The organism is Demequina zhanjiangensis (assembly GCF_030418315.1).
Classification (GTDB): Bacteria; Actinomycetota; Actinomycetes; order Actinomycetales; family Demequinaceae; genus Demequina; species Demequina zhanjiangensis.
Window position 1 is genome coordinate 1 of the sequence record NZ_JAUHPV010000004.1, and the last position, 23,901, is coordinate 23,901.

General features: G+C 69.5%; 24 protein-coding genes. 17 read left to right on the top strand and 7 right to left on the bottom strand.

Annotation, left to right across the window (positions count from 1 at the left end; all coding sequences use genetic code 11):
* On the bottom strand, positions 1-645 hold a 645-nt coding region (locus tag QQX04_RS07275), incomplete at its 3' end, for a hypothetical protein (protein WP_301127709.1).
* Positions 646-824: 179 nt separating this feature from the next.
* On the opposite strand from QQX04_RS07275, the gene typA reads away from it, so the two are divergent.
* The 7 genes from typA to QQX04_RS07310 all read left to right on the top strand — a co-directional run bounded on the left by typA (position 825) and on the right by QQX04_RS07310 (position 8,945).
* Positions 825-2,726 carry a translational GTPase TypA gene (gene typA / locus QQX04_RS07280; protein ID WP_301127711.1) on the top strand — a complete coding sequence of 634 codons (1,902 nt, stop codon included), beginning with the start codon at positions 825-827 and terminating at the stop codon, positions 2,724-2,726.
* A 52-nt stretch (positions 2,727-2,778) separates the two neighbouring features.
* Entirely contained in the window at positions 2,779-3,132 is a 354-nt protein-coding gene (locus QQX04_RS07285) for a hypothetical protein (protein WP_301127713.1), read from the top strand.
* Positions 3,122-5,680: a VanW family protein gene (locus QQX04_RS07290; protein ID WP_301127715.1), complete on the top strand. Its 2,559-nt coding sequence runs from the start codon at positions 3,122-3,124 to the stop codon at positions 5,678-5,680. Before QQX04_RS07285 ends, QQX04_RS07290 begins: the two co-directional genes overlap by 11 nt.
* Before the next feature lie 91 nt (positions 5,681-5,771).
* The gene (gene fdxA / locus QQX04_RS07295; protein WP_301127717.1) at positions 5,772-6,089 is read left to right on the top strand and encodes a ferredoxin; all 318 of its coding nucleotides are present in this window, start codon (positions 5,772-5,774) and stop codon (positions 6,087-6,089) included.
* A 12-nt stretch (positions 6,090-6,101) separates the two neighbouring features.
* On the top strand, positions 6,102-7,223 hold the full coding sequence (dapC, locus tag QQX04_RS07300; RefSeq protein WP_301127719.1) for a succinyldiaminopimelate transaminase: 1,122 nt from the start codon (positions 6,102-6,104) through the stop codon (positions 7,221-7,223).
* 77 nt (positions 7,224-7,300) lie between these two features.
* Complete coding sequence (locus tag QQX04_RS07305) at positions 7,301-8,596, top strand: citrate synthase (protein ID WP_301127721.1); 1,296 nt, start codon at positions 7,301-7,303, stop codon at positions 8,594-8,596.
* Between the two features lie 67 nt (positions 8,597-8,663).
* Positions 8,664-8,945, top strand: coding sequence for a 2TM domain-containing protein (locus tag QQX04_RS07310; protein ID WP_301127723.1), 282 nt, complete (start codon positions 8,664-8,666; stop codon positions 8,943-8,945).
* 9 nt (positions 8,946-8,954) lie between these two features.
* Here QQX04_RS07310 and QQX04_RS07315 read toward each other — a convergent pair whose 3' ends face one another.
* The gene (locus tag QQX04_RS07315; protein ID WP_301127725.1) at positions 8,955-9,833 is read right to left on the bottom strand and encodes an SDR family oxidoreductase; all 879 of its coding nucleotides are present in this window, start codon (positions 9,831-9,833) and stop codon (positions 8,955-8,957) included.
* A gap of 44 nt (positions 9,834-9,877) precedes the next feature.
* Here QQX04_RS07315 and QQX04_RS07320 point away from each other — a divergent pair, with 44 nt between their 5' ends.
* Complete coding sequence (locus QQX04_RS07320; protein WP_301127727.1) at positions 9,878-10,360, top strand: MarR family winged helix-turn-helix transcriptional regulator; 483 nt, start codon at positions 9,878-9,880, stop codon at positions 10,358-10,360.
* Between the two features lie 21 nt (positions 10,361-10,381).
* On the opposite strand, the gene QQX04_RS07325 is transcribed toward QQX04_RS07320, so the two are convergent.
* Both QQX04_RS07325 and dapD read right to left on the bottom strand, forming a co-directional pair.
* Complete coding sequence (locus tag QQX04_RS07325; RefSeq protein ID WP_301127729.1) at positions 10,382-11,272, bottom strand: hypothetical protein; 891 nt, start codon at positions 11,270-11,272, stop codon at positions 10,382-10,384.
* Positions 11,272-12,219, bottom strand: a complete 948-nt coding sequence (gene dapD / locus QQX04_RS07330; RefSeq protein ID WP_301127730.1) for a 2,3,4,5-tetrahydropyridine-2,6-dicarboxylate N-succinyltransferase — start codon at positions 12,217-12,219, stop codon at positions 11,272-11,274. The genes QQX04_RS07325 and dapD overlap by 1 nt, the downstream gene beginning before the upstream one ends.
* A gap of 114 nt (positions 12,220-12,333) precedes the next feature.
* On the opposite strand from dapD, the gene dapE reads away from it, so the two are divergent.
* From dapE to QQX04_RS07345, 3 genes are all read left to right on the top strand, one after another.
* Positions 12,334-13,425, top strand: coding sequence for a succinyl-diaminopimelate desuccinylase (gene dapE, locus QQX04_RS07335; RefSeq protein ID WP_301127732.1), 1,092 nt, complete (start codon positions 12,334-12,336; stop codon positions 13,423-13,425).
* Between the two features lie 49 nt (positions 13,426-13,474).
* Positions 13,475-14,206: an LOG family protein gene (locus QQX04_RS07340; RefSeq protein ID WP_301127734.1), complete on the top strand. Its 732-nt coding sequence runs from the start codon at positions 13,475-13,477 to the stop codon at positions 14,204-14,206.
* A 113-nt stretch (positions 14,207-14,319) separates the two neighbouring features.
* Positions 14,320-14,487: a DUF3117 domain-containing protein gene (locus tag QQX04_RS07345; protein ID WP_083979979.1), complete on the top strand. Its 168-nt coding sequence runs from the start codon at positions 14,320-14,322 to the stop codon at positions 14,485-14,487.
* A 44-nt stretch (positions 14,488-14,531) separates the two neighbouring features.
* Here the strand turns inward: QQX04_RS07345 and QQX04_RS07350 are convergent, their stop codons facing one another.
* Entirely contained in the window at positions 14,532-15,173 is a 642-nt protein-coding gene (locus tag QQX04_RS07350; RefSeq protein ID WP_301127739.1) for an O-methyltransferase, read from the bottom strand.
* Between the two features lie 139 nt (positions 15,174-15,312).
* Here QQX04_RS07350 and sigE point away from each other — a divergent pair, with 139 nt between their 5' ends.
* The 6 genes from sigE to QQX04_RS07380 all read left to right on the top strand — a co-directional run bounded on the left by sigE (position 15,313) and on the right by QQX04_RS07380 (position 21,095).
* Positions 15,313-15,903, top strand: a complete 591-nt coding sequence (gene sigE / locus QQX04_RS07355; protein ID WP_301127741.1) for an RNA polymerase sigma factor SigE — start codon at positions 15,313-15,315, stop codon at positions 15,901-15,903.
* Positions 15,900-16,748, top strand: coding sequence for an anti-sigma factor family protein (locus tag QQX04_RS07360; protein ID WP_301127743.1), 849 nt, complete (start codon positions 15,900-15,902; stop codon positions 16,746-16,748). The genes sigE and QQX04_RS07360 overlap by 4 nt, the downstream gene beginning before the upstream one ends.
* A gap of 17 nt (positions 16,749-16,765) precedes the next feature.
* Complete coding sequence (locus QQX04_RS07365) at positions 16,766-18,397, top strand: S1C family serine protease (RefSeq protein ID WP_301127745.1); 1,632 nt, start codon at positions 16,766-16,768, stop codon at positions 18,395-18,397.
* A 28-nt stretch (positions 18,398-18,425) separates the two neighbouring features.
* Entirely contained in the window at positions 18,426-18,773 is a 348-nt protein-coding gene (locus QQX04_RS07370) for a twin-arginine translocase TatA/TatE family subunit (RefSeq protein ID WP_301127747.1), read from the top strand.
* A gap of 120 nt (positions 18,774-18,893) precedes the next feature.
* Positions 18,894-19,904, top strand: coding sequence for a tryptophan--tRNA ligase (gene trpS, locus QQX04_RS07375; protein ID WP_301127749.1), 1,011 nt, complete (start codon positions 18,894-18,896; stop codon positions 19,902-19,904).
* 45 nt (positions 19,905-19,949) lie between these two features.
* Positions 19,950-21,095 carry a YihY/virulence factor BrkB family protein gene (locus QQX04_RS07380; RefSeq protein WP_301127751.1) on the top strand — a complete coding sequence of 382 codons (1,146 nt, stop codon included), beginning with the start codon at positions 19,950-19,952 and terminating at the stop codon, positions 21,093-21,095.
* Positions 21,096-21,335: 240 nt separating this feature from the next.
* Here the strand turns inward: QQX04_RS07380 and QQX04_RS07385 are convergent, their stop codons facing one another.
* The gene (locus tag QQX04_RS07385; RefSeq protein WP_301127753.1) at positions 21,336-22,103 is read right to left on the bottom strand and encodes a succinate dehydrogenase iron-sulfur subunit; all 768 of its coding nucleotides are present in this window, start codon (positions 22,101-22,103) and stop codon (positions 21,336-21,338) included.
* 13 nt (positions 22,104-22,116) lie between these two features.
* Positions 22,117-23,883, bottom strand: coding sequence for a succinate dehydrogenase flavoprotein subunit (gene sdhA / locus QQX04_RS07390; protein WP_301127755.1), 1,767 nt, complete (start codon positions 23,881-23,883; stop codon positions 22,117-22,119).
* Positions 23,884-23,901 lie beyond the last annotated feature (18 nt).

Genomic DNA, 23,901 nt, shown 5'->3' on the forward strand with positions numbered 1-23,901 from the left:
CGATGCTTCGAGCTTCGTGACCCGCTCGGACGCCTGGCCCGCAGCCCCGACAGCCTCGTTCGCGATCGCGACCGCGTTGGTCGTCGAGTTGGCGATCTCCTGCACCGACGCGCTCATCTGCTCGATCGCGGCCGCTGCCGTCTGCGCGCCGTCCGACGTCACCTGCGCCTGATCCGTGAGCTGCACCGTCACGTTCTGCATCGTGGCGCCGATGGTGATGATCTCCTCGGCGGTCTCGTGCGACGCGTTCCGGATGCGAAGGTGCTCGGTGCGGTCCTCCCAGGCGTACGTGAAGCCCAATGGCTCGTCGGCGTCGTCAGTGAGAAGTGACAGCGTCGTCTCGACGATCCCGCCGTTGATCTCGAACCGCGACGTGCGCGGATAGTCGTGCGGGTTCGTGGAGATCCGCGTGGCGTTGGCGAACTCCTGGACCAGCTGGCCGAGCAGAGCGTCGGGAGTCATGCCGTCCATCGCGTCGATGGTCCTGCAGGACACGTCGTTGATGTACGCGATCCGCCCGTCCAGGCCCACCAGGAACAGCGGTACCGCGAAAGAGTCCAGCAGTCGCTCGATGCTCGTGCGGGTGGCGAGGCCCGCCGATCCCAGCCCCGCGTGCGTCTGACCTGTGTGACGTCGTCGTCCCATGTGTATGCCCCTTCGTGTGGCCTCCCCCGTGTCTGCCACATCGGACGTGGCGGGGCGCCGGTGAGGGGTTCCGCAAGGCCATCTGGGGCCGCGCGCCACCGGGAGGCCAGACGCCCGATAGAATTGGGCCGTCGGCCCAGGGAGGGACCGGCTCCCTCCCACACGAAACGAGTACACGCATGCCCCTGCGCTCAGACCTGCGCAACGTCGCGATCGTCGCCCACGTCGACCACGGCAAGACCACCCTCGTGGACGCGATGCTCGTCCAGGGAGGCGCCTATGGCGACCACGCCCACGTCGAGGACCGTGCGATGGACTCCGGCGACCTCGAGCGCGAGAAGGGCATCACGATCCTCGCGAAGAACACTGCCATCCGCTACACCGGTGAGGCCGCCCCCGAGGGCGGCGCCACGATCAACGTGATCGACACGCCTGGTCACGCGGACTTCGGCGGCGAGGTCGAGCGTGGCCTCTCCATGGTCGACGGCGTCGTCCTCCTCGTCGACGCGTCCGAGGGCCCGCTCCCGCAGACCCGCTTCGTGCTCCGCAAGGCGCTCGCCGCGAAGCTCCCCGTCATCATCGTCGTCAACAAGGTCGACCGTCCCGACTCCCGCATCGACGAGGTCGTCGAGGAGACCCACGACCTGCTCCTCGGCCTCGCCTCGGACCTTGAGGACGAGGTGCCCGACCTCGACGTCGACGCGCTTCTCGAGGTGCCCGTCGTCTTCGCGTCCGCCAAGAACGGCATCGCGTCGCTCACCCAGCCCGCCGACGGCGCGCTCCCCGAGGGCGACTCCGTCGAGCCCCTCTTCAAGGTCATCATGGAGCGGATCCCCGCCCCGTCGTACGACGAGGGAGCCCCCCTCCAGGCGCACGTCACCAACCTCGACGCGTCGCCGTTCCTGGGCCGCCTCGCCCTCCTGCGTGTCTACAACGGCGAGATCCGCAAGGGCCAGCAGGTCGCGTGGGCCCGCCAGGACGGGAACCTCAAGTCGGTGAAGATCACCGAGCTGCTCGAGACCAAGGGCCTCGACCGCGTCCCCGCCGAGAAGGCCTTCGCGGGCGACATCGTCGCGATCGCGGGCATCGAGGACATCACCATCGGTGAGACCATCACCGACCTCGAGGACCCCCGTCCGCTCCCGCTCATCACCGTCGACGACCCCGCGATCTCGATGACCATCGGCATCAACACGTCGCCGCTGTCCGGCCGCGTCAAGGGCGCCAAGGTCACCGCGCGCCAGGTCAAGGACCGCCTCGACAAGGAGATCATCGGAAACGTCTCGATCCGCGTCCTCCCCACCGAGCGTCCCGACGCGTGGGAGGTCCAGGGCCGTGGAGAGCTCGCGCTCGCGATCCTCGTCGAGCAGATGCGCCGCGAGGGCTTCGAGCTCACCGTCGGCAAGCCGCAGGTCGTCACCAAGGAGGTCGACGGCAAGCTGCACGAGCCCATGGAGCACATGACCATCGACGTGCCCGAGGAGCACCTGGGCGCCGTCACCCAGCTCCTCGCCTCCCGCAGGGGACGCATGGAGTCGATGGCGAACCACGGCACCGGCTGGGTCCGCATGGAGTTCATCGTCCCCGCGCGCGGTCTCATCGGCTTCCGCTCGACCTTCCTCACCGACACCCGCGGCACCGGCATCGCGTCGTCGATCGCCGCAGGCTACGAGCCCTGGGCCGGTGCGATCGAGTACCGCACCAACGGCTCGCTCGTCGCGGACCGTGCAGGCGCCGTCACCTCGAACGCGCTCATGGCGCTCCAGGAGCGCGGCACCTTCTTCGTCGGCCCGACCGAGGACACCTACGAGGGCATGGTCGTCGGCGAGAACTCGCGCAACGAGGACATGGACGTCAACATCACCAAGGAGAAGAAGCTCAACAACATCCGCTCGTCCACGGCGGAGGAGCTCGAGCGCCTTGCGCCTCCCCGCCGCATGACCCTCGAGGAGTGCCTCGAGTTCGCGGGTGAGGACGAGTGCGTGGAGGTCACCCCTGAGAAGGTGCGCATCCGCAAGGTGATCCTGGACCAGACGGAGCGTGCGAGGGCGACTGCGCGAGCGAAGCGTCAGAACGCCTGACACCTGTGCAGAAGGTGCATTCGGTCTCGCTCTCGGAACGTAGAGTGGTCGCATGCTGAAGCGGATCCTCGGACTCTCGGGCCTCCTGCTCATCGGAGCGGCCGTGGCCGCCGTCGGAACGCTCTCCCACCGCACCTACCCGTATGCGGGGGTGGCCGCGGTGATCGTGATGGCGTTCACGGCGGCGCTGTTCGCACGGCTGTGGCACCAGTGGGCCGGCCTGTCGCTCTTCGCGGCAGGCTGGGCCGTCGTGGTGTTCCTGCTCGCGCAGCAGGGTCCAGGCGGATCCGTGCTGATCGTCGACGACGCGCTCGGCCAGGTCTACCTGCTCGGATCCGCTGTCGCGATCGTGCTGGTCGCGATGGCGCCGGCCTTCTTCCTGAAGGGACGTGAGGATGTCGCGTAGGCGCCGTCTCCAGATCGCGGAGCAGCAGCAGGCGGTCGCAGCGCGCCGCCGTTCCGTCGCGGGACGGCGACTGCGCCGCACGGCCGAGGCACGAGAGCTCTCGGATTCCTCCGCGCCGGATCAGGCAGCTCCGGAGGTCGCCCCTGAGCCTGAGCAGGCCGAGCCGGAGACCTCCCCGGCACCTGGCGGCGCGCTGGGTGTGGACGACACGGCGCCCGAGCCCTCATCACCCGTGGAGTCCGCCGACGCTCCTGAAGAGCCCACCGAGGACGACGACGCACGCCCTGTCCTGAGCCCCTACCTCCAGCCTGCCGCGGCGGCCGCAGTCCTCTCGACGAGCGCGGAGCCTCACGGCGACGATGCCGATGAGGACGTCGCGGAACCGGACGGCGCCGCAGACTCCGCGCCCGCCCCGGAGCCCGAGCTCGAGTCCGAGCCCGAGCCTGAGGACGAAGGTGAGCCCGAAGCGGCGGCGGAGCCCGAGTCGGCGGACGAGCCTGAGCCCGCTCTCGAGGCTGAGCCTGAGTCCGAAGCGGCGGCGGAGCCTGAGCTTGAGCCCGAGCCTGATGCGTCGGCGCCTGCCGATGATGAAACCGAGGCTGACGCCGACGTCAACGCCGCCGTCGTGCCTGTGGCTGAGCGCGAGCTCGAGCCTGAGGACGAAGGTGAGCCCGAAGCGGCGGCGGAGCCCGAGCCCGAGCCCCCTCTCGAGCCTGAACCTGGCGCCGAGCCTGATGCGGAGTCGACGGCTGTCCTCCCGCCTGTGCCTGCGCTGTCCGAGGCGGACCAGCGAAGCCTGTACGCGGAGCTCGGGGAGACGGATGACGCTCCGCTGCCCGAGTTCCTGACGCGCGAACCTGAGCCCGCGGGCCCACCTCGCCGGTGGCCCCGCGTGCTCGTGCTCGTCCTCGTGGTGATCGGGCTGCTCTACGTGATCGCCCAAGCTGCTGTGGCAGACAGGGTGCCTCGCGGTGCGGAGGCCCTCGGCGTTCCGCTCGGAGGCCTCAGCACTGACGAAGCGGTCGGGGCGCTGCAGCCGGTCGCCGACGAGGCTTCTGCTGCACCGGTCTCCCTGGTGGTGGCGACGTCGTCGTATCTGACGTTCCCGGATCGTCTCGGTCTGTCCGTCGATGCGGAGGCGACCGTCGCGGAGCACACCGGCTTCTCGTTGTCGCCCATGCGCCTGTGGGACCAGATCGTCGGGATCGAGGAGATCGACGTGGTGCTCGCGGTGGATGAGGAGCGGCTCGATTCCGAGTCCCGCTCCGCAGCCTCGGTGCTCGACACCCCGGCGCACGACGCGCTCGTGCAGATCGTGGACGGCGTCGCGGAGCCCAGGGGAGGCACCCAGGCGGCGATCGTGGACTCCTCGGATCTGCGCGACGTGGTCCTTGCTCAGTGGCCCGCCACGCGGATCCAGGTGCCCGCCGACTTCACCGACCCTGAGCTCGGCTTCGAGGACGCGCGCGTGTTCGCCGACTCGCTCAACTCGGGTCCGTTGACGACAGACGTGACGCTGACATGGGACGGCGGCGAGATCCCTGTGGCCCACGAGGACATCGCGGGCGCGGCGAGCGTCGAGGCGGTGGACGGCGTCTATGAGCTCAAGGTGGACGGCGGGAGCCTCGCGCCCGGAATGATCGACGCCTTCCCGGAGCTCGTGATCGATCCCGTGGACGCGAGCATCAGCTTCGATGCGCAGCACCAGATCGTGGTGGACGGCGGCGCTCCCGGACTGACCGTCGACGGCGAGGCGCTGGGCGAGGTCCTCGCATCCGCGGTGACGGTCGACGGTGCGACGGGTGAGGTGCCGTTCGTGGCGACCGAGGCGCAGAGCACTGCGGAGACGCTCGGCGCGGGCGACTTCAAGGAGATCGTCTCGTCGTTCGACACCCCGCTGACGAACGAGCCGGTGCGCACCCAGAATCTTCGGACGGCAGCAGCCGACGTGGAGAACACGATCGTGATGCCGGGGGAGCAGTTCGACCTGCACGACGTGCTCTCGCCGATCACGGAGGAGGAGGGCTACTCCTACGCTCACGTGATCGTCAACGGTATCCTCACCGACGGCATCGGCGGCGGACTGTCGCAGATGGCCACGACGTCGTACAACGCCGCCTACTTCGCGGGCTACCAGATCGACGACTTCCGCCCGCACAGCGTGTGGTTCCAGCGGTATCCGGCGGGCCGCGAGTCGACGATCTACGGCACCCAGATCAACATGGTGTTCACCAACGACACGCCGTACGCCGCGGTGGTGAACAGCTACGTCGAGGCGGGCCGTCTGCACGTGGACATCTGGTCCACGCCGTACTACACGGTCGAGACGCAGGCCTCGGGCAAGCGCAACGTGGTGCAGCCGGGCGTGACCGAGGTCAGCGCCGCGAACTGCTCCGCGAAGGGCGCCGGGCAGCCAGGCTTCACCATCACCAACTACCGCCAGGTGTTCCTGGACGGGGAGCAGGTGAAGGACGAGGACTACACCTGGACCTATCGGCCCGACAACGCGATCAGGTGCGTCTCGCCTGACGACGAGGACGACGAGTAGCGGGCGATACCGTGCGGGGTACCAGCGCGTTTCGCGCCCCCGCGCGGCGGTATGATGCGAGAGTTCTGAAGACCCTAGGGAGGGAGTCGCCGTGACGTACGTCATCGCCTTGCCGTGTGTGGATGTCAAGGACAAGGCCTGCATCGACGAGTGTCCGGTGGACTGTATCTACGAGGGCGAGCGCTCGCTCTACATCCACCCCGACGAGTGCGTCGACTGCGGTGCATGCGAGCCCGTGTGCCCCGTCGAGGCGATCTACTACGAGGACGACCTGCCGGACAAGTGGGGCGACTACTACAAGGCGAACGTGGAGTTCTTCTCCGAGATCGGCTCGCCCGGTGGCGCCGCGAAGATGGGTCAGATCGCGCACGATCACGACGTCATCAAGGCGCTTCCGCCCCAGGGCTGATCGCAGTCGCCTGTGGCATTGCATCCGTCCGCGCTGCCGGACTTCCCGTGGGACTCGCTCACGCCTTTCCGTGAGCGCGCGGCTCAGCATCCCGGTGGTGTGGTGGACCTGTCCGTCGGCACGCCCGTCGACCCGACGCCCGCCGTCGTCCGTGACGCGCTGATCGCTGCCGCCGACGCGCCTGGATACCCGCAGACCTACGGCACCCCGCCGCTGCGGGAGACCGTGGCCGCGTGGTTCGCGCGCCGTCGGGGCGTGCCGGACGTGGACCCGGCAGGCGTGCTGCCCACGATCGGGTCCAAGGAGATGGTGGCGCTGCTGCCGGCGCTGCTGGGCCTGGGGGAGGGCGACACCGTCGTCCACCCGACGGCCGCCTATCCCACGTACGACGTGGGGGCGCGGCTCTCCGGGGCCACTCCCTTCCCGGCCGACGCGGTCGAGCAGTGGCAGGACGATCCGACGGTGCGTCTGGTGTGGATCAACTCGCCGTCGAACCCGACGGGCGAGGTGCTCTCGCGCGAGGAGCTTCGGCGTGTGGTCGTCGCCGCTCGGCGGCTCGGCGCCGTGGTCGCGTCGGACGAGTGCTACGCCGAGTTGCCCTGGGACGAGCCGTGGATCACGGACGGCGTGCCGTCGATCCTGGACCCGGAGGTCGCGGAGGGAAGCCACGAGGGCCTGCTGTCCGTGTACTCGCTGTCGAAGCAGTCGAACCTCGCCGGGTACCGCGCGGCCTTCGTCGCGGGCGACCCAGGCCTCGTGAAGCGGCTGCTCGAGGTACGCAAGCATGCGGGCTTCCTCATGCCGGCGCCGGTGCAGGCGGCCATGGCCGCCGCTCTTGCGGACGATGCCCATGTGGAGGCGCAGCGCGAGGTCTACAGGGCGCGTCGCGATGCGCTCAAGCCTGCGCTGGAGCAGGCGGGATTCAGGGTCGAGGGGTCGCAGGCCGGCCTGTATCTGTGGTCTACCCGGGACGAGGACTGCTGGGATACGCTGGCCTCGCTGGCTGACCTGGGACTCATCGTCGCCCCGGGAGCGTTCTACGGGGAGGCTGCTCGACAGCACGTCCGTGTGGCGTTGACCGCGACAGACGAGAGGATCAGCGAGGCAGTACGCCGTCTCGCAAAACTTAAGTAAACTGACGGCCAAGCAATCATCGGGGCAGTGCCGCCCCACCAACCGAAGGCGCTGCCGCGTCGTCTGGAAGGAGCCGCATGGTCCACGTCGAGGAAGCGAAGCTGACGGTCGACGGAGTCAGCCGAGACCTGGAGATCGAACGCGCCTCGGTGGGGAACGACGGCTTCGCCATCCCGACCCTGCTGAAGGACACGGGCATGGTCACGGTGGACCCGGGCTTCATGAACACCGCGTCGTGCTCCAGCTCCATCACGTACATCGACGGTGACAACGGCATCCTGCGCTACCGCGGCTACCCGATCGAGCAGCTCGCGCAGCAGTCCACCTTCCTCGAGGTGGCGCACCTGCTGATCCATGGTGACCTGCCCAACCAGGACCAGCTCGCCTCACTCAACAACCGCGTCTCGCGCCACATGCACCTCCACGAGGGCATGAAGGCGTTCCTCAACGCCTTCCCGCGCGATGCGCACCCCATGGCGGTCCTGTCGGGTGCGCTGAGCGCGCTCGGCACCTTCTACCCGGAGTCGGTGGGTCGCGGCGACTACGAGATCGAGCTCGCGACCGTCCAGCTGCTCGCCAAGACCGCGACGGTCATCTCCTACCTTCAGCGTCGCGGACGCGGTGGTGACCTCATCGAGCCCCGTCGTGGCGGCCACTATGTGGACGAGTTCCTGCGCATCGCCTTCTCGGACGGCTCCGGTGAGGTGGACATCGATCCCGAGGTGCGCCGCGCGGTCGACCTCCTCCTGATCCTGCACGCCGACCACGAGCAGAACTGCTCCACCTCGACCGTCCGCATCGTCGGCTCGTCGCAGGCGAACATCTACGCGTCGGTCGCGGCGGGCGTCACGGCCCTCTCGGGTCCGCTTCACGGCGGCGCGAACGAGGCGGCGCTGCGCATGTTCGACCAGATCAAGGAGACGGGCGACACCGTCGAGCAGTTCGTGGCGAAGGTCAAGGACAAGGCCGAGGGTGCCCGCCTCATGGGCTTCGGCCACCGCGTGTACAAGTCGTACGACCCGCGCGGCGCGGTCGTGAAGGGCGTCGCCGACAGCGTGCTCGAGAAGCTCGGCGGTGACAACGAGACGTTCGACATGGCGAAGCGGCTCGAGGAGATCGCGCTCAGCGACGAGTACTTCATCGAGCGCAAGCTCTACCCGAACGTCGACTTCTACACGGGCCTGCTCTACTCGGCCATCGGCTTCCCCCACACGATGTTCACGCCGCTGTTCGCGCTGGGCCGCATGCCGGGCTGGATCGCCCACTACCGCGAGATGATGACCGACCCGCAGACCAAGATCGGCCGCCCGCGCCAGATCTACACGGGCGAGGTGGAGCGCGACTACGTGGCCATGGAGGACCGCGAGTCCTGACCGCCCCCAGGCGGCGGGCGTCGTCCGGGTCTACCGTGGAGAGGTAGGGCTCGAGGAGGCGATCGCCATGGATGAGCAGTCACTGCGCCGCGAGGCGAAACGGCGCGTCGAGGCGCGCAACGGGTTCTACTGGTACCTCGTCGTGTGCGTGGTGGTGTGGGGCATGCTCACGTTCATCTGGTGGATGAACGGTGGCGGCTACTTCTGGCCTGGCTGGGCTATGTTCGGCATGGGCATCGCGCTCGTGTTCGTGGCCGCCGCTGCCTTCCTGCCGGGTGCAGGCCAGGTGACGGAGGACCGGATCGAGCGCGAGTACGAGAAGCTGCGGAAGCGGACCGAGGCTGAGTAGCCGTTCGCGTCAGGCCTGGTCGGACAGTCCGCTGCCCGGCGCGTGCCACACGGCGGCGTGCTCGCGGGCCCACGTGTCGAAGCGTTGCGGTGCGCGGCCCAGGACTCGCTGGACATCATCCGTGATCCCGTCCGCCTTTCCGAGGCGGGCGACGCTGTAGATCGCCGTGGTGACTCCGACCATCTCCCAGTCCATCGCGAGCGTCCGGCGGGCGTGGAGCGCGTAGCGGATCGCTCCTGGCCGCGCATAGGTGATCGGACGTCCGAGGGTCTCGGTGAGGATGTCGGCCACCTCGCCGTACGTGAGCGCCTCGCTTCCCGTCGGTGTCCAGGCTCGGCCTGTATGCGCACCAGGCTCCAGGAGCGCGGCGGCTGCGATGTCGGCGACGTCCTGGGCGGAGACGAAGGAGGTCCTGCCGCGTCCTGCGGGCACCATGATGATGTCGTCGTCGCGAATGTCTCTCGCATGCGTCGTGGAGAGGTTCTCCATGAAGAACGACGGGCGCACGAAGGTCCAGTCGAGCCCCGAGCCGCGCAGCCAGGTCTCCACCTTGGCGTGGGGGACGACGGTGGCGCTCTCCGCTCCCTGGAGGGACAGGAAGACGACGTGGCGTACCCCGAGCTCACGTGCCCGCGTGAGTGAAGGCAGCAGGTCGCGGGCGATGTTCGAGACGTGAGGGGGGCGGATCAGGAACATCGTCCGCACGTCGCGGAACGCGTCGTCCCACGTGGCCGGATCGGTGAGGTCGAGTGCGGTGTGCTCGGCTCCCTCAAGGCCGGGCGGGCGCCTGGTCGCGAGTCGGACCGGGGCGCCTTCGCAGGTGAGCCGACGGGCGACCAGCGAGCCGATGCGGCCGGAGGCTCCGGTGATGAGCAGGGGGGAGTGCATGCAGGTGTCCTTCGAAGCGCTGACAATATGTGTACTATACACATATGACAGGCACAGACGTCCCCGACGAGATCCGCGAGAGCCTCGAGACCGTCGACGGAGCAGTCATGAGCCTCCGACGGTTCGCCTCCAGCGCGCGCCCTGACCAGACCGCCGGAGGCGACAGGCTCGAGATGTCGACCGTGCTCGTCGTCGACGCCGTCAGCCGTCACGGTGGACGGGCGACCGTGGGCGCCGTCGCCACCGAGCTTCACGTCGTGTCGACCACGGCCACGCGATTGGTCGACCGTGCCGAGACCGCGGGCATGGTCACGCGCGAGGCGAGTCCCGACGACGGCAGGCGTGTGGAGGTGCTGCTCACACGTCGCGGACGCGAGCTCGACGCGCAGGCGCTCGACTTCAGGGTGGAGCGCCTCTCCACGCTTCTGGCCGACTGGGACCCCGCTCGAATCGCACGCTTCGCCGCCGACCTCGCTCAGTTCGCTGAGGCGGCTGAGGCCCAGCAACGCGAGCGTGGTACGCGCTGACAGGCGAGCAGTCCGGCTCGTTCACTGCTCCTGCGGATCGCCCTCGGTCCGGATCTCCACGCGCACGCCTTGCCCGAGCGTCTCGTCCCCGGCGGAGGACATGCCGTCCTCCACTGTCCACGTGCTGGTCGCTGTGATGACCGCGGTGACGCCGGTGGTGCTGGCCGAGGCGACGCTCCAGGCGGCGACCTGATCGCGGGTGACGTCGGTGCCGTCGACGGGCGTGAGCGTCACCGAGGTGTGTGCGCCGGTGCCGGTGACCGCAGCGTCGTACAGGTCGGCGCCGAAGTCGGCTTCAAGCCGCTCCACGAACGCCGACGCGGTTGACGCCTCCGGCATCGCGATGTCGCACGTCAGCGCGTCGGGGCCGCCGTAGCCGCGCAGCGCGGTCGCCCACAGTCGCGCCTCAGGCTCGTGGTCGGCGTAGGCGAGCGGGAACGCGCTGCGCTGGACCGTCTGGGCGGCGACGGTGATCTCCATGTCCTCCCAGCCGTCGACCCGCATGAGCGCGGTGTAGAACGCCGTCGCGGAGTACCGGACGTTCATGATCTCGGCCTCGCTGCCCCACCCCTGGGAGGGACGCTGCTGGAAGAGCCCGAGAGAGTCCCGATCTCCATAGTCGATGTTGCGGAGGCCTGACTCCTGGATGGCGGTGGCGAGCGCGATCGTCGCCGCACGCGCACGCAGGTCGAGCCAGGCGGAGCGCGCCGCGATGATGGCTGCGTTGTCCGCCTGCTCGGCGGTGAGGCTGTGGCTCTCGCCGCCGACGGTGACGGTGCAGCGCTGCGTGGAGAACCGATCGCTGTGACGGTCCCACCACTGGGGGCCCCACACGATGCCCGCAGCAGCCACCGCGGCGAACACCAGGAACGCGACGAACCGTGCCCCTCGACGGCGGGGGCGTCGCGCCATCAGTTGGCGTGCAGCGCTGCGTTGAGCTCGATGCCCTTGCCCTGGCGCTGGACCACCTCGAGCGCGCCGGAGAGGGAGTTCCGGCGGAAGAGGAGGCCGTGCTGGCCCGCGAGGTCGCGCGCCTTGACCGTGACAGGGTTGCCGTCGTCGTCGGTCTGCCCGACGAGGAGGACCTTGGAGCCGGCGGTGACGTACAGCCCCGCCTCGACGATGCAGTCGTCGCCGAGCGGGATGCCCAGGCCGGAGTTGGCGCCGAGCAGCGAGCGCTCGCCGATCGAGATGACGTGCTTGCCGCCTCCGGACAGGGTGCCCATGATGGAGGCACCGCCGCCCACGTCGGAGCCGTTGCCGACCACGACGCCCGCGGAGATGCGACCCTCGACCATGCTGACGCCCAGGGTGCCCGCGTTGAAGTTGACGAAGCCCTCGTGCATGATCGTCGTCCCCTCGGCCAGGTGGGCGCCCAGGCGGACCCGGTCGGCGTCGGCGATGCGCACGCCGGAGGGGACCACGTAGTCGACCATGCGGGGGAACTTGTCCACGGCGAAGACCGTGAGGTGCTTGCCGAAGGCGCGCATGCGGGTGCGCACGGCCTCGAAGCCTTCGACCGCGCACGGCCCCTCGGAAGTCCACACCACGTTGGTAAGAACGCCGAAGACCCCGTCAAGGTTCACGCCGTGCGGCTGGACCAGGCGGTGGGACAGGAGGTGGAGGCGCAGGTAGGCATCCGGGACGTCGGCGGGGGCGGCGTCAAGGTCGATCTGCGTGAACACGACCTCGACGCTCACGGCGCGCAGATCGTCGGTGCGCTCGGCGGCCTTCAGCTGCTCGGGAGCGCGGTGCTTCTCGGGCGCCTCACCCAGGACGGGGGAGGGGTACCAGGTGTCCAGCACCGTCCCGGTGGCGTCGATCGTGGCGAGTCCGTATGCGTAGGCCGTGCGAGTCATGGCCTCAAGGGTAGTTGAGCGTGCGGGGTGGGCTGACGCCTGGCCGGGGTGCGAGGGCCGGGGCACCGACGCCGGGTGGCGGTCGCCGTCGGGGGCCGCGGCTAGTGTGGCCGTATGACGCTCGACCTGACCGCGCCCGTGGAGGAGCTCGCCAAGGCCCTCATCGACATCCCGTCCGTCTCGGGCGAGGAGCAGGAGATCGCCGCTCAGGTGGAGTCGGCCCTGCGGGAGCACGCTCACCTGGAGGTCACGCGCCTGGGCAACAGCATCGTCGCCCGGACGACGCTGGGGCGTGCGGAGCGCGTCGTGGTCGCCGGGCACCTCGACACGGTGCCCATCAAGGGGAACGTGCCGGGTCGCTGGGACGACGACGGCGCCACCTTGTGGGGGCGCGGGGCCGTGGACATGAAGGCCGGTGTGGCGGTCCAGCTGTCGCTCGCGGCGGCGCTCACGGAGCCGACGAGGGACGTCACGTGGGTCTTCTACGACCAGGAGGAGGTGGAGGAGACGCGCAACGGCCTCGGCCGCATCTCTCGCGAGCGCCCCGACCTGCTCGAGGCCGACTTCGCCGTGCTCGGCGAGCCGACAGGTGGAGTGATCGAGGGCGGCTGCAACGGCACCATCCGGGTGGACGTGGTGCTTCCCGGCAAGGCTGCGCACAGCGCACGCTCCTGGAAGGGCGTCAACGCGATTCACGCCGCGGCTCCCGTGCTGGCCGCGCTCGCGGACTACGAGGCGGCGACCGTCGAGGTCGATGGACTCTCCTATCGCGAGGGGCTCAACGCCGTCGGCGTGCGCGGGGGGATCGCGGGCAACGTCGTACCCGACGAGTGCGCCGTGACGGTGAACTACAGGTTCGCTCCGGACAAGACGGCCGACGAGGCGATCGCGCATGTGTCCGACGTCGTGGCCCGCGGAGGCGTGGGCGAGCACCGCATCGTCGTGACGGACCGCGCGGAGGGCTGCAGGCCTGGACTTGACGCGTCACTCGCGCAGTCGTTCACCGCCGCGGTGGCGGCCACCGGGGTGGAGCCGCCGCGCGCCAAGCTCGGGTGGACGGACGTCGCGCGCTTCGGCGCGCTGGGCATCCCCGCCGTCAACTACGGGCCCGGCGACCCCGAGCTCGCGCACGCCGACGAGGAGCGCTGCCCCGTCAGCCAGATCCGCGACACCCGCGCCGGGCTGGAGGCCTGGCTGACATCCTGAGACCACGCACCACCCGATCCCGCCGCATCGGCGGACCACTGGAGGGACCGTGACCGAATACCGCAAGGGACCCGTGCTGCTGCGCGGACCGAATGTGCCCGACTCGTCCACCTCGGGACGCCTGCTCGGGGAGCAGGACACCCCCGACTGGCTCCACGAGGACCCGTGGCGCGTGCTGAGGATCCAGTCCGAGTTCGTGGAGGGCTTCGGCGCGCTCGCGGAGCTGGGGCCGGCCATCACGGTGTTCGGATCCGCGCGCTCGCACGTGGACGCGCACGACTATGCGCAGGGCGTCGCGATCGGCGAGATGCTCGCCAAGCGCGGCTACGCGACCATCACGGGCGGCGGCCCCGGCATCATGGAGGCCGCCAACAAGGGGGCGCACGAGGCGGGTGGGGTCTCGGTGGGCCTCGGCATCGAGCTGCCGAACGAGCAGGGCGTCAACGAGTACGTGAACCTGGGCATCAACTTCAGGTACTTCTTCGCCCGCAAGACGATGTTCGTGAAGTACGCCCAGGGCTTCATCGCCCTGCCCGGCGGCTTCGGGACCATGGACGAGCTGTTCGAGGCGCTCACGCTCGTGCAGACGCGGACCATTCAGCGATTCCCCATCGCGCTCGTCGGAACCGCCTACTGGGGAGGCCTCATCGCCTGGCTCGAGGAGAGCATGGCTGCGGACGGCAAGATCGCCGCATCAGACCTGGACCTCGTCATGGTCACCGACGACCCCGCCGAGGCCGTGAACCACGTCACCACCGACCTGGCCGTCGCCGTCGACTGACGATTGCCGACGTCGTGCGGCGGCGCGGGATTTGGGGCGTGTCATCGCGTCCGCGTAGAATGCTCTGAGCGTCGCACGCCGTGTGACCGCAGGATCTCAAGGAGTGGCAGACGATGGCCGCAATGAAGCCTCGTACCGGTGACGGCCCTATGGAGGTCGTGAAGGAGGGCCGCAGCTACGTGCTGCGCATGCCCCTCGAGGGTGGCGGTCGCCTCGTCGTGGAGATCAACGCTGATGAGGTCAAGGAGCTCGGCGACGCGCTCCAGTCCGCTCTGCAGTAGCGAGCCACACCTGACGCGGTCCGCTCTCGCGGGCCGCGAGTACTCTAGGCGCCGTCGGCGTCCTTGAGCGCGACGAGCAGGCCGTCTCCGGCGGTCAGCAGCACCGGCGTCAGACTCTCGTTCTCGCGCACCGCCTTGAGGGTCATGCGCACGGCGGTCGTCTCCTCGTCGCGCTGTGCGGGATCGGCCACGCGGCCGTGCCAGAGCGCGTTGTCGATCACGACCATGCCCCCCACGCGCAGCAACCTCAGCGCGTGCTCCAGGTACATCGGGTACTCGACCTTGCGCGCATCGATGAGCACCATGTCGTAGCCGCCGTCCGTGAGTCGGGGAAGAACCTCGAGCGCGCGGCCGGTGATCATGCGGGCCCGCTCCGGGGGGAAGCCCGCGGCGGTCAGGGTGCGCCGAGCGGCCTTGTGATGCTCGGCCTCACGGTCGATCGTCGTCAGCACGCCGTGAGCGTCCATGCCGCGCAGCAGGTACACCGACGAGACGCCGGCTCCCGTGCCGATCTCGACGACGTTGCGGGCGCCCAGCGCGCGGGCGAGCACCTGCAAAGCGCGGCCTGCGGCGGGCAGCACAGGGACGCATCCCAGCTCGTCTGCGGTGTCGCGCGCAGCGAGCACCACCCTGTCCTCCGCCAGGTAGTCCTCGGCATACGCCCAGTTCGCGGCCTCGCTCGTCATCGCACCTCCTCCGGGCATCGTATCGGCCCAGGTGCCTCAGAGTTGGCGCAGAGTCTCCTCTCGCGCCCCCGCGTGCCGAACCGACATGGGAACATGGACGTAGCAGAGGACGTTCATCAGTCATGAAGGAGGCGGAGCGATGACCACGGCCACCACCCCTGCCTCGGTCGAGGCGGTGCAGACGCTGCCCTCCGACCTCACGTGGGAGCGCATCGTCGAGGAGCACTCGGGCAGGGTCTACCGGCTCGCCTACCACCTCACGGGCAACCAGCACGATGCCGAGGACCTGACACAGGACGTGTTCGTCCGCGTCTTCAACTCGCTGTCGCAGTACAAGCCCGGCACCTTCGAGGGCTGGCTGCACCGCATCACCACCAACCTCTTCCTGGACCGCATGCGCCGCAAGAAGCGCATCCGCTTCGACTTCATGGCGGACGACGACTCGGCGGTCCCCACCTCCGACAGCTTCGACCGTCACGAGCGCTCCGGCCAGCCGGAGGACGCCTTCGAGATGGCGAACCTCGGAGACGACATCGTCGCCGCGCTCGCGGACCTCCAGCCGGAGTACCGCGCCGCCGTGGTGCTGTCCGACATCGAGGGCCTCTCCTACGAGGAGATCGCCGCGACGCTCGGCATCAAGATGGGAACCGTCCGTTCGCGCCTGTCGCGCGCCCGCGCCAAGCTGCGCGAGTCGCTGGCGCATCGAGCACCGGTGCGGAGCGACGGATGACGGGACGGCACCTCGGGCGATCGGTCCACGATCTCCTCGACGGTCGCCTCGATCGCCAGGCCACGGCCCAGGCGATGAGCCACCTCGCGGAATGCGAGGAGTGCAGCAACCGGTACGAGGAGCTCAGGCAGGCGCGTGAGCGTCTCACGAGCTCCCCTGCCGGCATCGACATGTCCTTCGCCCAGCAGCTGCTCGACCGTGAACGCATGGCCGAGATCGCTGCGCAGGAGGACCCCCATCACGCTCGCGCAGTGAGGCCGCCTGACCGCAGGCCCGCGCTGCTCGTGCTCGGAGCCCTGGTCATGCTCGTCGGCGGAGTCGGCGCCGCGTACGTGGCCGGGGCGCCTCAGGCCGTCTCCATCGAGGCCGCCTCGCCCGGAACCGGCGGGACGGCGACGACGGTGAGCTACGCCGGATCGCAGGAGGATCAGGAGGAGGAACTGCTCTCCTCCTGGCTCGACCCCTTCCAGGAGGACTCGTCGCTGACGCGCGTCGACGTCTCCGAGGTGTCGACCCCTGACGGTGCGGAAGGCCTGATCCTGACGCTCGTCGCAGGCACGGACTCGGTGCTCGTCACGGAGCAGCAGGGGCGTCTCGCCTCCGGCTGGTCCGAGCTCCCGACCGTGTCCCTCGATGACGTCACCCTCTTCGTGATCCACGGATCGCCGACCACGCTCGTGTGGGAGTCAGGCGGCTTCGTGCTCACGGCGTCCTGCGGCGCGTGTGAGGTGTCCACCCTCATCGACGTCGCGGCGGCGTTCCCGGTGGACGGTGAGCCAGGGCTCGTCGACCGGATCTCTGCAGGCCTTGGTGAACTCGCCGATGCGGTCGTCGGCTCCGACTGAGAGTGGACTGAATCCCCATGAACGACCCCCAGAAGCCCGAGTCCGGCGCGCCCTCGGAGGGCACGACGCCGAACCCTTCCACGCCCGAGGCGACCACGCCGGAGACGCCCGCGCCTGCGCCCGCGCAGGACGCTGCCCCGACTCCGACCTCACCGTTCGCGTCCCCGGACCCGGCCGGGGCCCAGCGCCCCGCGAGTCCTGAGTCGCAGGCGGCCGCTGCACCGACGGCCGGCAATGTGCCGACATCCGACGCTGTGCCGACCGCGCAGGACGCGACTGCCGAGGTGCCCGCGCAGGCCGCGCCCCACACCCCGTTCGCGCCGTACGCGCCGGAGGCATCGGCCGCCCCGTACGCGGCGTCCGCCCCCCAGGCCGCTCCCTCTCCGTATGCGCCGCCCGGCCCGCAGGTTGCGGCAGCGCCGTATGCCGCCTCCGCCCCGGCGCCTGCTCCCGAGAACGGCACCACCGGCACCACGACCGTGGCTCCCGCACCCGTCGGCCGTCTGCGTGGACGCGTCGTCGCGGCCATCGCCGCCGGTGCGCTGATCCTCGGTGGCGCCGCCGGCTACGGCGGTGCCGCGCTCTACAACTCGACGAACGGCGACTCGTCCGTCGCCTCAACCCTCCCCTCCTCGGCGGAGGGGTCCACCACGTCGACGAGCAACACCGTGTCGAGCGACATCGATGTGGTCTCGATCGCTGCAGCGGTCACCGACTCCGTCGTGGTGCTCGAGGTGGTGCGCAACGGGCAGGTCGTCTCCACCGGCTCCGGCTTCTTCATCCGTGAGGACGGCTACATCCTCACGAACGCGCACGTCGTCGCCGATGCAGGAGGCACCGTGACCGTCGTGAAGTCGGATGGCTCGGAGACCGAAGGCACCGTCGTCGGCTCCTCCACCGAGTACGACCTTGCGGTGGTCCACATCGACGAGACGGGTCTCACCCCGCTCGTCCTCGCCGACTCGGACGACGTGGTCGTCGGGGAGGGCGTCGTCGCCATCGGCTCGCCGCTCGGCCTCGAGTCGACCGTCACGACCGGCATCGTCTCGGCGCTGCACCGTCCCGTCACGACCGCCGACTCGTCGTCGACCGCGTTCGTGGACGCGATCCAGACCGATGCCGCGATCAACCCCGGCAACTCGGGTGGCCCGCTGCTGAACGCCGACGGCGAGGTCATCGGCATCAACTCGGCCATCGCCACGCTGTCCACCACCACCGACTCGACCGGCTCGATCGGCCTCGGCTTCGCGATCACGTCCAACCAGGCGCGCCGCACCGCGGAGGAGATCATCGCCACGGGCGTCGCCACGTACCCGGTGATCGGCGTCATGCTCGACAGCAGCTACACGGGCCGCGGCGTGCAGGTCGTCGACAGCGCCGAGGGAGTCGTCGCAGGAGGCCCCGCGGACCAGGCGGGCATCCAGCCCGGCGACGTCATCACCGCGATCGACGGGCGCCCCGTCACGCAGTCGGACGAGCTCGTCGTGGCGATCCGCGCGAAGGCTCCCGGCGACGACGTGACGCTCACGATCCAGAGCGGCGACTCGAGCGAGGACGTCGTCGTGACGCTCTCGTCCAACAGCGACGTCGTGTTCTCGGACCAGTCCGAGGGTGACGAGAACCCGCTTCCCACCCCCGGCGACGAGTAGGGCTTGCGCGACCGGGCACAATAGGACCGTGTTCGACATCAACGGCTCCGAGTTCCTCATCATCATCGTCATCGCGATGATCGTGATCGGACCTCAGCGGCTGCCCGAGTACGCGAAGCAGCTTCGCGAATGGGTGCGCCGCGGCCGCGACCTCCTGCGACAGGGACAGCAGTCCCTGAAGCAGGAGGTCGGCACCGATGTCGACTGGAGCCAGTACGACCCGAGGCAGTACGACCCTCGCCGCATCGTCCGCGAGGCGCTTGCCGAGGAGACCCCGCCGCCGGACACGCGCGAGGTCAACCCGCGGGTGCCCAGGAAGCGTCACCCGCTCGCCAAGCGCAGCGGCGCGGCGCCGTTCGACCCAGAGTCCACCTGACCGCCTTCCTGCACGCCCAGGCGGGCGTCGGCCACGTCCCTGACGCGTGAGCGGTCGGCTGTCAGGGCGCTCGCGGTGGAGGGGTTCGAACCCGCGCGTCGGTCCTGACAGAATGGCTGCATGAAGCAGCGCGTGTTCTCGGCCATGCAGCCGACCTCCGACTCCCTCCAGCTCGGCAACTACCTCGGTGCCCTGGTGCAGTGGGTCAAGCTTCAGGAGACGCACGAGGCCATCTACTCGGTGGTGGACCTTCACGCGCTCACCGTCGCGCCGGAGCCCGCCGTGCTGCGCGACCGCACCCGCCGCACCGCCGCCCAGTTCCTGGCCGCCGGCGTGGACCCCGAGCGCTCCCTGCTGTTCGTGCAGTCGCACGTCCCGCAGCACGCCGAGCTCGCGTGGATCCTCTCGACGTTCACCGGCATGGGCGAGGCCGGACGCATGACCCAGTTCAAGGACAAGTCGGCCAAGGTGGGGGAGTCGGGCACCAATGTCGGCCTGTTCACCTACCCCGTCCTCATGGCGGCGGACATCCTCCTGTACGACACCAACGTCGTCCCGGTGGGCGAGGACCAGCGTCAGCACCTCGAGCTGTCCCGCGATCTCGCGCAGCGCCTCAACACGCGACTGGGTGAGGGCACCGTCGTGGTCCCCGAGCCGCACATCGTGAAGGAGGTCGCGAAGATCCAGGACCTCCAGGAGCCCACCAAGAAGATGTCCAAGTCGGCCTCGAGCCCCAAGGGCCTCATCGAGATCCTCGAGGACCCGAAGAAGATCGCGAAGAACATCAAGTCCGCGACCACCGACACCGACACGGTGATCAGCTACGACGAGGACGCCAAGCCCGGCATCTCCAACCTGCTGCGGATCTACTCTGCCTTCACGGGCAAGGCGATCGACGAGATCGTCGCGGAGTACGAGGGCAAGATGTACGGGCACCTCAAGGTGGACCTCGCCGATGTGGTCGTCGAGGCGCTCACACCCGTCCACGACGCCGCCATGGAATGGATCGAGTCCCCCGAGCGGTTGGACACAGTGCTGGCAGACGGCGCCGCCAAGGCGTCGGCCATCGCGCAGGTCACGCTCGACCGGATCTACGATCGGGTGGGGCTGCTGCCCGCGCTGCACCGCTGATCGCGCACCCGCGCACGACCGACTGCTGAGGGGGAGGGAGTCGACATGGCCGACGAGCCCGCATCGGGTCGAGCCGCCGTCCAGCCGACGCCTCCCGCCGCCGCGCAGGAGCCCGAGGCCGACACCTCGACCCTGGCGATCCGCAAGGACGAGGTCGTCGCACAGGCGAAGGAGGCGGCCGAACGCGGCAAGCGTCTGAAGGCGTGGTGGGAGGGGACCTCCTGGGCCAAGGGCCTCAAGCGCTTCTCCCTGCAGAACGGCAACGTCCTGTCCGCAGGCATCGCCTACTTCTCATTGGCCTCGGTCGCGGCGGGACTCGTCGTCGCGACGACGCTCGCCACCCTCTTCCTCGCCGGGAACGACGACCTGCGCACCTCGCTCGTCGAGTACCTGGGGCAGTCGGTGCCGGGCCTTGTGCAGACCGGGCCCGACAGCCCGGGCATCATCCAGCCTGACGACCTCGGCACGGCGAGCTCGACCTCGATCGCGGGGATCGTCGGACTCGTGTCCTTCCTGATCCTGATCAACACCGCCACCCGGTTCATCGCGGGGCTGCGCACGAGCATCCGGACGATGCTCGGCGAGGAGTCCTCCTCGCCCGTGGTCGGCAAGCTGCGCGACGTGGGCGCGCTGTTCGGGCTCCTGATCATCGCGCTCGTGGGCCTCACCATCCAGGTGGTCGCCACCACCGCTGCCGAATGGGTGGCCGAGGCGATCGACGTGGCGGTGCCCTGGTGGGGCGTCCGTCTGATCGGTTTCGGCGCGGGCATGGTCGCGGACATGCTCTACGTGGCGCTCGCGCTCATCGTGCTCGGGGGAGCGGCGTGGAGCCGCCGGCTGCTCGCCATCCTCCTGGTCGCCTCGTTCGCGATCGGGGTGCTGCGCGTCGGCGTGAGCCTCGTGGTCAGCGGGTCCACCGAGAACAGGGTGCTCGCGCCCTTCGCGGCGATCATCACGCTCATGGTGTTCGTCGACTACGTGAACCGCATCATCCTCATGTGCGCCGCGTGGCTGGGTGCGCATCATGTGGCCCCCGAGGTGGGGCGCATCCACTACGCCGCCGTGCCCGAGGACGTCGCGCACGTGGACCAGGTCGCGGGGCGTCGCGGCAGGCACACCAAGGTGACGACGACGCGCGCCACCGTGCGGCGCAAGCCGGGCCAGGCGCCCGTGCGCGAATCGCACGTCTGATCCGCCTGCGCCCCACCCGTTGCGGGTCACTCACCGTCGCTTTCGCGCGGTGTCGGCGCCCTCCGGGTCACTCACCGTCGCTCACCGACGCTGAGTGACCCGAACGCAGCCGGACCGCCCCAGAACCGACGGTGGGTGACCCGCAAGGGGCGGGGACGGGGTGGATCGCCGCCCGCGTGCGACGCCGGACATGACGGAGGGGCCCCGGCTTGCGCCGGGGCCCCTCCGTCATGTCTCAGCTCAGATCTCGCCGGTGTTGAGCACCTTCTTGACCTCGGAGATCGCCTTCGTCACCTCGATGCCGCGCGGGCACGCCTCGGTGCAGTTGAAGGCGGTGCGGCACTTCCACACGCCCGCCTTGTCGTTGAGGATCTCCAGCCGCTCCCACTGACCCTCGTCACGCGAGTCGAAGATGAAGCGGTGCGCGCCCACGATCGCCTGCGGACCGAAGTACTGTCCGTCGGTCCAGAACACCGGGCACGAAGTGGTGCACGCCGCGCACATGATGCACTTGGTGGTGTCGTCGAAGCGCTGGCGCTCCTCCGGCGACTGGAGGCGCTCACGCTCGGGCGCGGGCCCGTCGGTCATGAGGAACGGCATGATCTCGCGGTAGGAGGCGAAGAACGGCTCCATGTCCACGATCAGGTCCTTCTCCACGGGCAGGCCCTTGATCGGCTCGATGATGATCGGCTTGGCCGGGTTGAGGTCCTTGAGCAGCGTCTTGCAGGCGAGGCGGTTGCGCGCGTTGATGCGCATCGCGTCCGAGCCGCAGACGCCGTGCGCGCAGGACCGGCGGAAGGCGAGCGAGCCGTCCTGATCCCACTTGACCATGTGGAGCGCGTCGAGCACGCGGTCGGTGGCGTGGGCCTGGACCTTGAACTCCTCCCAGTACTCCTCTCCCTCGCCGTGCTCCGAGGTGCCCTCGGGGTTCATGCGGCGGATGCGGAGCGTCACCTCGAAGGAGGGGACCTCGCCTGCGGGCGTCGATGCTTCGGCGGTGGCGGTCATGTGTTCCTCCCTCTCAGTACTTGCGTTCCATCGGCTGGTAGCGGGTCACCACGACGGGCTTGTAGTCCAGGCGCAGATCGTCGCCGCCGTAGACCATCGTGTGCTGCATGAACTTCTCGTCGTCGCGCGTCGGGAAGTCCTCGCGGTAGTGACCGCCGCGCGACTCCTCGCGGTTGAGGGCGCCGAGCACGACGACCTCCGAGAGGTCGAGCAGGAAGCCGAGCTCGATCGCCTCGAGCAGGTCCGTGTTGTAGCGCTTGCCGCGGTCGTGGATCGCGATCTTGGTGAAGCGCTCCCGCAGCGCGGCGACATCCTTCTGCGCCTGCTGGAGGGAGTCCGCGTCGCGGAACACCTGGACGTTGCGGTCCATGGTGGCCTGCAGCTCGCGGCGGATGTCGGCGACGGACTCCGCCTCCGAGGTGCCGACGGTGCTGCGCAGCCGTTCGACGGTCGAGTTCAGCGTCTCCGCGGCCGTCTCGTCGAGCGGTGCGGCCTCGGCGGTCTCGAGCGCGTGCTCCGCGGCGGCGATGCCGGCGCGGCGGCCGAACACGTTGATGTCGAGCAGGGAGTTGGTGCCCAGGCGGTTGGCGCCGTGGACGGACACGCACGCGCACTCGCCGGCGGCGTACAGGCCCTTCACCTTGTCGGTGTTGTTGCGCAGCACCTCTCCGTGCACGTTGGTGGGGATGCCGCCCATCGCGTAGTGCGCCGTCGGGTAGACGGGCACGGGCTCGGTGTACGGCTCCACGCCCAGGTAGGTGCGGGCGAACTCTGTGATGTCGGGCAGCTTCGCGTCGATGTGCGCGGGCTCCAGGTGCGTGAGGTCCAGGAGGACGTAGTCCTTGTGCGGACCGCACCCGCGGCCCTCGCGCACCTCGTTGGCCATGGCGCGCGCGACCATGTCGCGTGGCGCCAGGTCCTTGATCGTGGGTGCGTAGCGCTCCATGAAGCGCTCGCCCTCACTGTTGCGCAGGATGCCGCCCTCGCCGCGCGCGGCCTCGGACAGCAGGATGCCCAGGCCGGCGAGGCCCGTCGGGTGGAACTGGAAGAACTCCATGTCCTCGAGCGGCAGGCCCGCGTTGAACGCGATCGCCATGCCGTCGCCCGTGAGGGTGTGCGCGTTGGAGGTGGTCTTGAAGACCTTGCCCGCGCCGCCCGTCGCGAAGATCACCGACTTGGCACGGAACGTGTGGATCTCACCCGTGGCGAGCTCGTAGGCGATGACGCCCGCGACGGACACCTCCTCGCCCTCGGGCGTGCCCTGCGGGTCCTTGTCCAGGATCAGGTCGAGCACGTAGTACTCGTTGTAGAACTCGACCTCCTGCTTGATGCACTGCTGGTAGAGCGTCTGCAGGATCATGTGACCCGTGCGGTCGGCCGAGTAGCAGGCACGGCGCACCGCGGCCTCGCCGTGGTTGCGGGTGTGGCCGCCGAAGCGGCGCTGGTCGATCGTGCCGCCCTCGGTGCGGTTGAAGGGCAGGCCCATGTTCTCCAGGTCGAGCACCGCCTGCACGGCCTCCTTGCACAGGATCTCGGCGGCGTCCTGGTCCACCAGGTAGTCGCCGCCCTTGATCGTGTCGAAGGTGTGCCACTCGGCGTTGTCGTCCTCGACGTTGCTGAGCGCGGCGGCCATGCCGCCCTGGGCGGCGCCGGTGTGGGAACGGGTCGGGTAGAGCTTGGTGAGGCAGGCGGTCCTCGCCCGCTTGGAGCTCTCGAGGGCGGCACGCATGCCGGCGCCGCCGGCGCCGACGATGACGACGTCGTACTCGTGAAGGGTCATCTGTGTTTCCTCGCAGAA

Coding starts and splice junctions, on each gene's coding strand:
- typA (WP_301127711.1), top strand. CDS start 825: ATGCCCCTGCGCTCAGACCTGCGCAACGTCGCGATCGTCGCCCACGTC.
- QQX04_RS07285 (WP_301127713.1), top strand. CDS start 2,779: ATGCTGAAGCGGATCCTCGGACTCTCGGGCCTCCTGCTCATCGGAGCG.
- QQX04_RS07290 (WP_301127715.1), top strand. CDS start 3,122: ATGTCGCGTAGGCGCCGTCTCCAGATCGCGGAGCAGCAGCAGGCGGTC.
- QQX04_RS07305 (WP_301127721.1), top strand. CDS start 7,301: ATGGTCCACGTCGAGGAAGCGAAGCTGACGGTCGACGGAGTCAGCCGA.
- QQX04_RS07310 (WP_301127723.1), top strand. CDS start 8,664: ATGGATGAGCAGTCACTGCGCCGCGAGGCGAAACGGCGCGTCGAGGCG.
- QQX04_RS07315 (WP_301127725.1), bottom strand. CDS start 9,833: ATGCACTCCCCCCTGCTCATCACCGGAGCCTCCGGCCGCATCGGCTCG.
- QQX04_RS07320 (WP_301127727.1), top strand. CDS start 9,878: ATGACAGGCACAGACGTCCCCGACGAGATCCGCGAGAGCCTCGAGACC.
- QQX04_RS07325 (WP_301127729.1), bottom strand. CDS start 11,272: ATGGCGCGACGCCCCCGCCGTCGAGGGGCACGGTTCGTCGCGTTCCTG.
- dapD (WP_301127730.1), bottom strand. CDS start 12,219: ATGACTCGCACGGCCTACGCATACGGACTCGCCACGATCGACGCCACC.
- dapE (WP_301127732.1), top strand. CDS start 12,334: ATGACGCTCGACCTGACCGCGCCCGTGGAGGAGCTCGCCAAGGCCCTC.
- QQX04_RS07345 (WP_083979979.1), top strand. CDS start 14,320: ATGGCCGCAATGAAGCCTCGTACCGGTGACGGCCCTATGGAGGTCGTG.
- QQX04_RS07350 (WP_301127739.1), bottom strand. CDS start 15,173: ATGACGAGCGAGGCCGCGAACTGGGCGTATGCCGAGGACTACCTGGCG.
- sigE (WP_301127741.1), top strand. CDS start 15,313: ATGACCACGGCCACCACCCCTGCCTCGGTCGAGGCGGTGCAGACGCTG.
- QQX04_RS07360 (WP_301127743.1), top strand. CDS start 15,900: ATGACGGGACGGCACCTCGGGCGATCGGTCCACGATCTCCTCGACGGT.
- QQX04_RS07365 (WP_301127745.1), top strand. CDS start 16,766: ATGAACGACCCCCAGAAGCCCGAGTCCGGCGCGCCCTCGGAGGGCACG.
- trpS (WP_301127749.1), top strand. CDS start 18,894: ATGAAGCAGCGCGTGTTCTCGGCCATGCAGCCGACCTCCGACTCCCTC.
- QQX04_RS07380 (WP_301127751.1), top strand. CDS start 19,950: ATGGCCGACGAGCCCGCATCGGGTCGAGCCGCCGTCCAGCCGACGCCT.
- QQX04_RS07385 (WP_301127753.1), bottom strand. CDS start 22,103: ATGACCGCCACCGCCGAAGCATCGACGCCCGCAGGCGAGGTCCCCTCC.
- sdhA (WP_301127755.1), bottom strand. CDS start 23,883: ATGACCCTTCACGAGTACGACGTCGTCATCGTCGGCGCCGGCGGCGCC.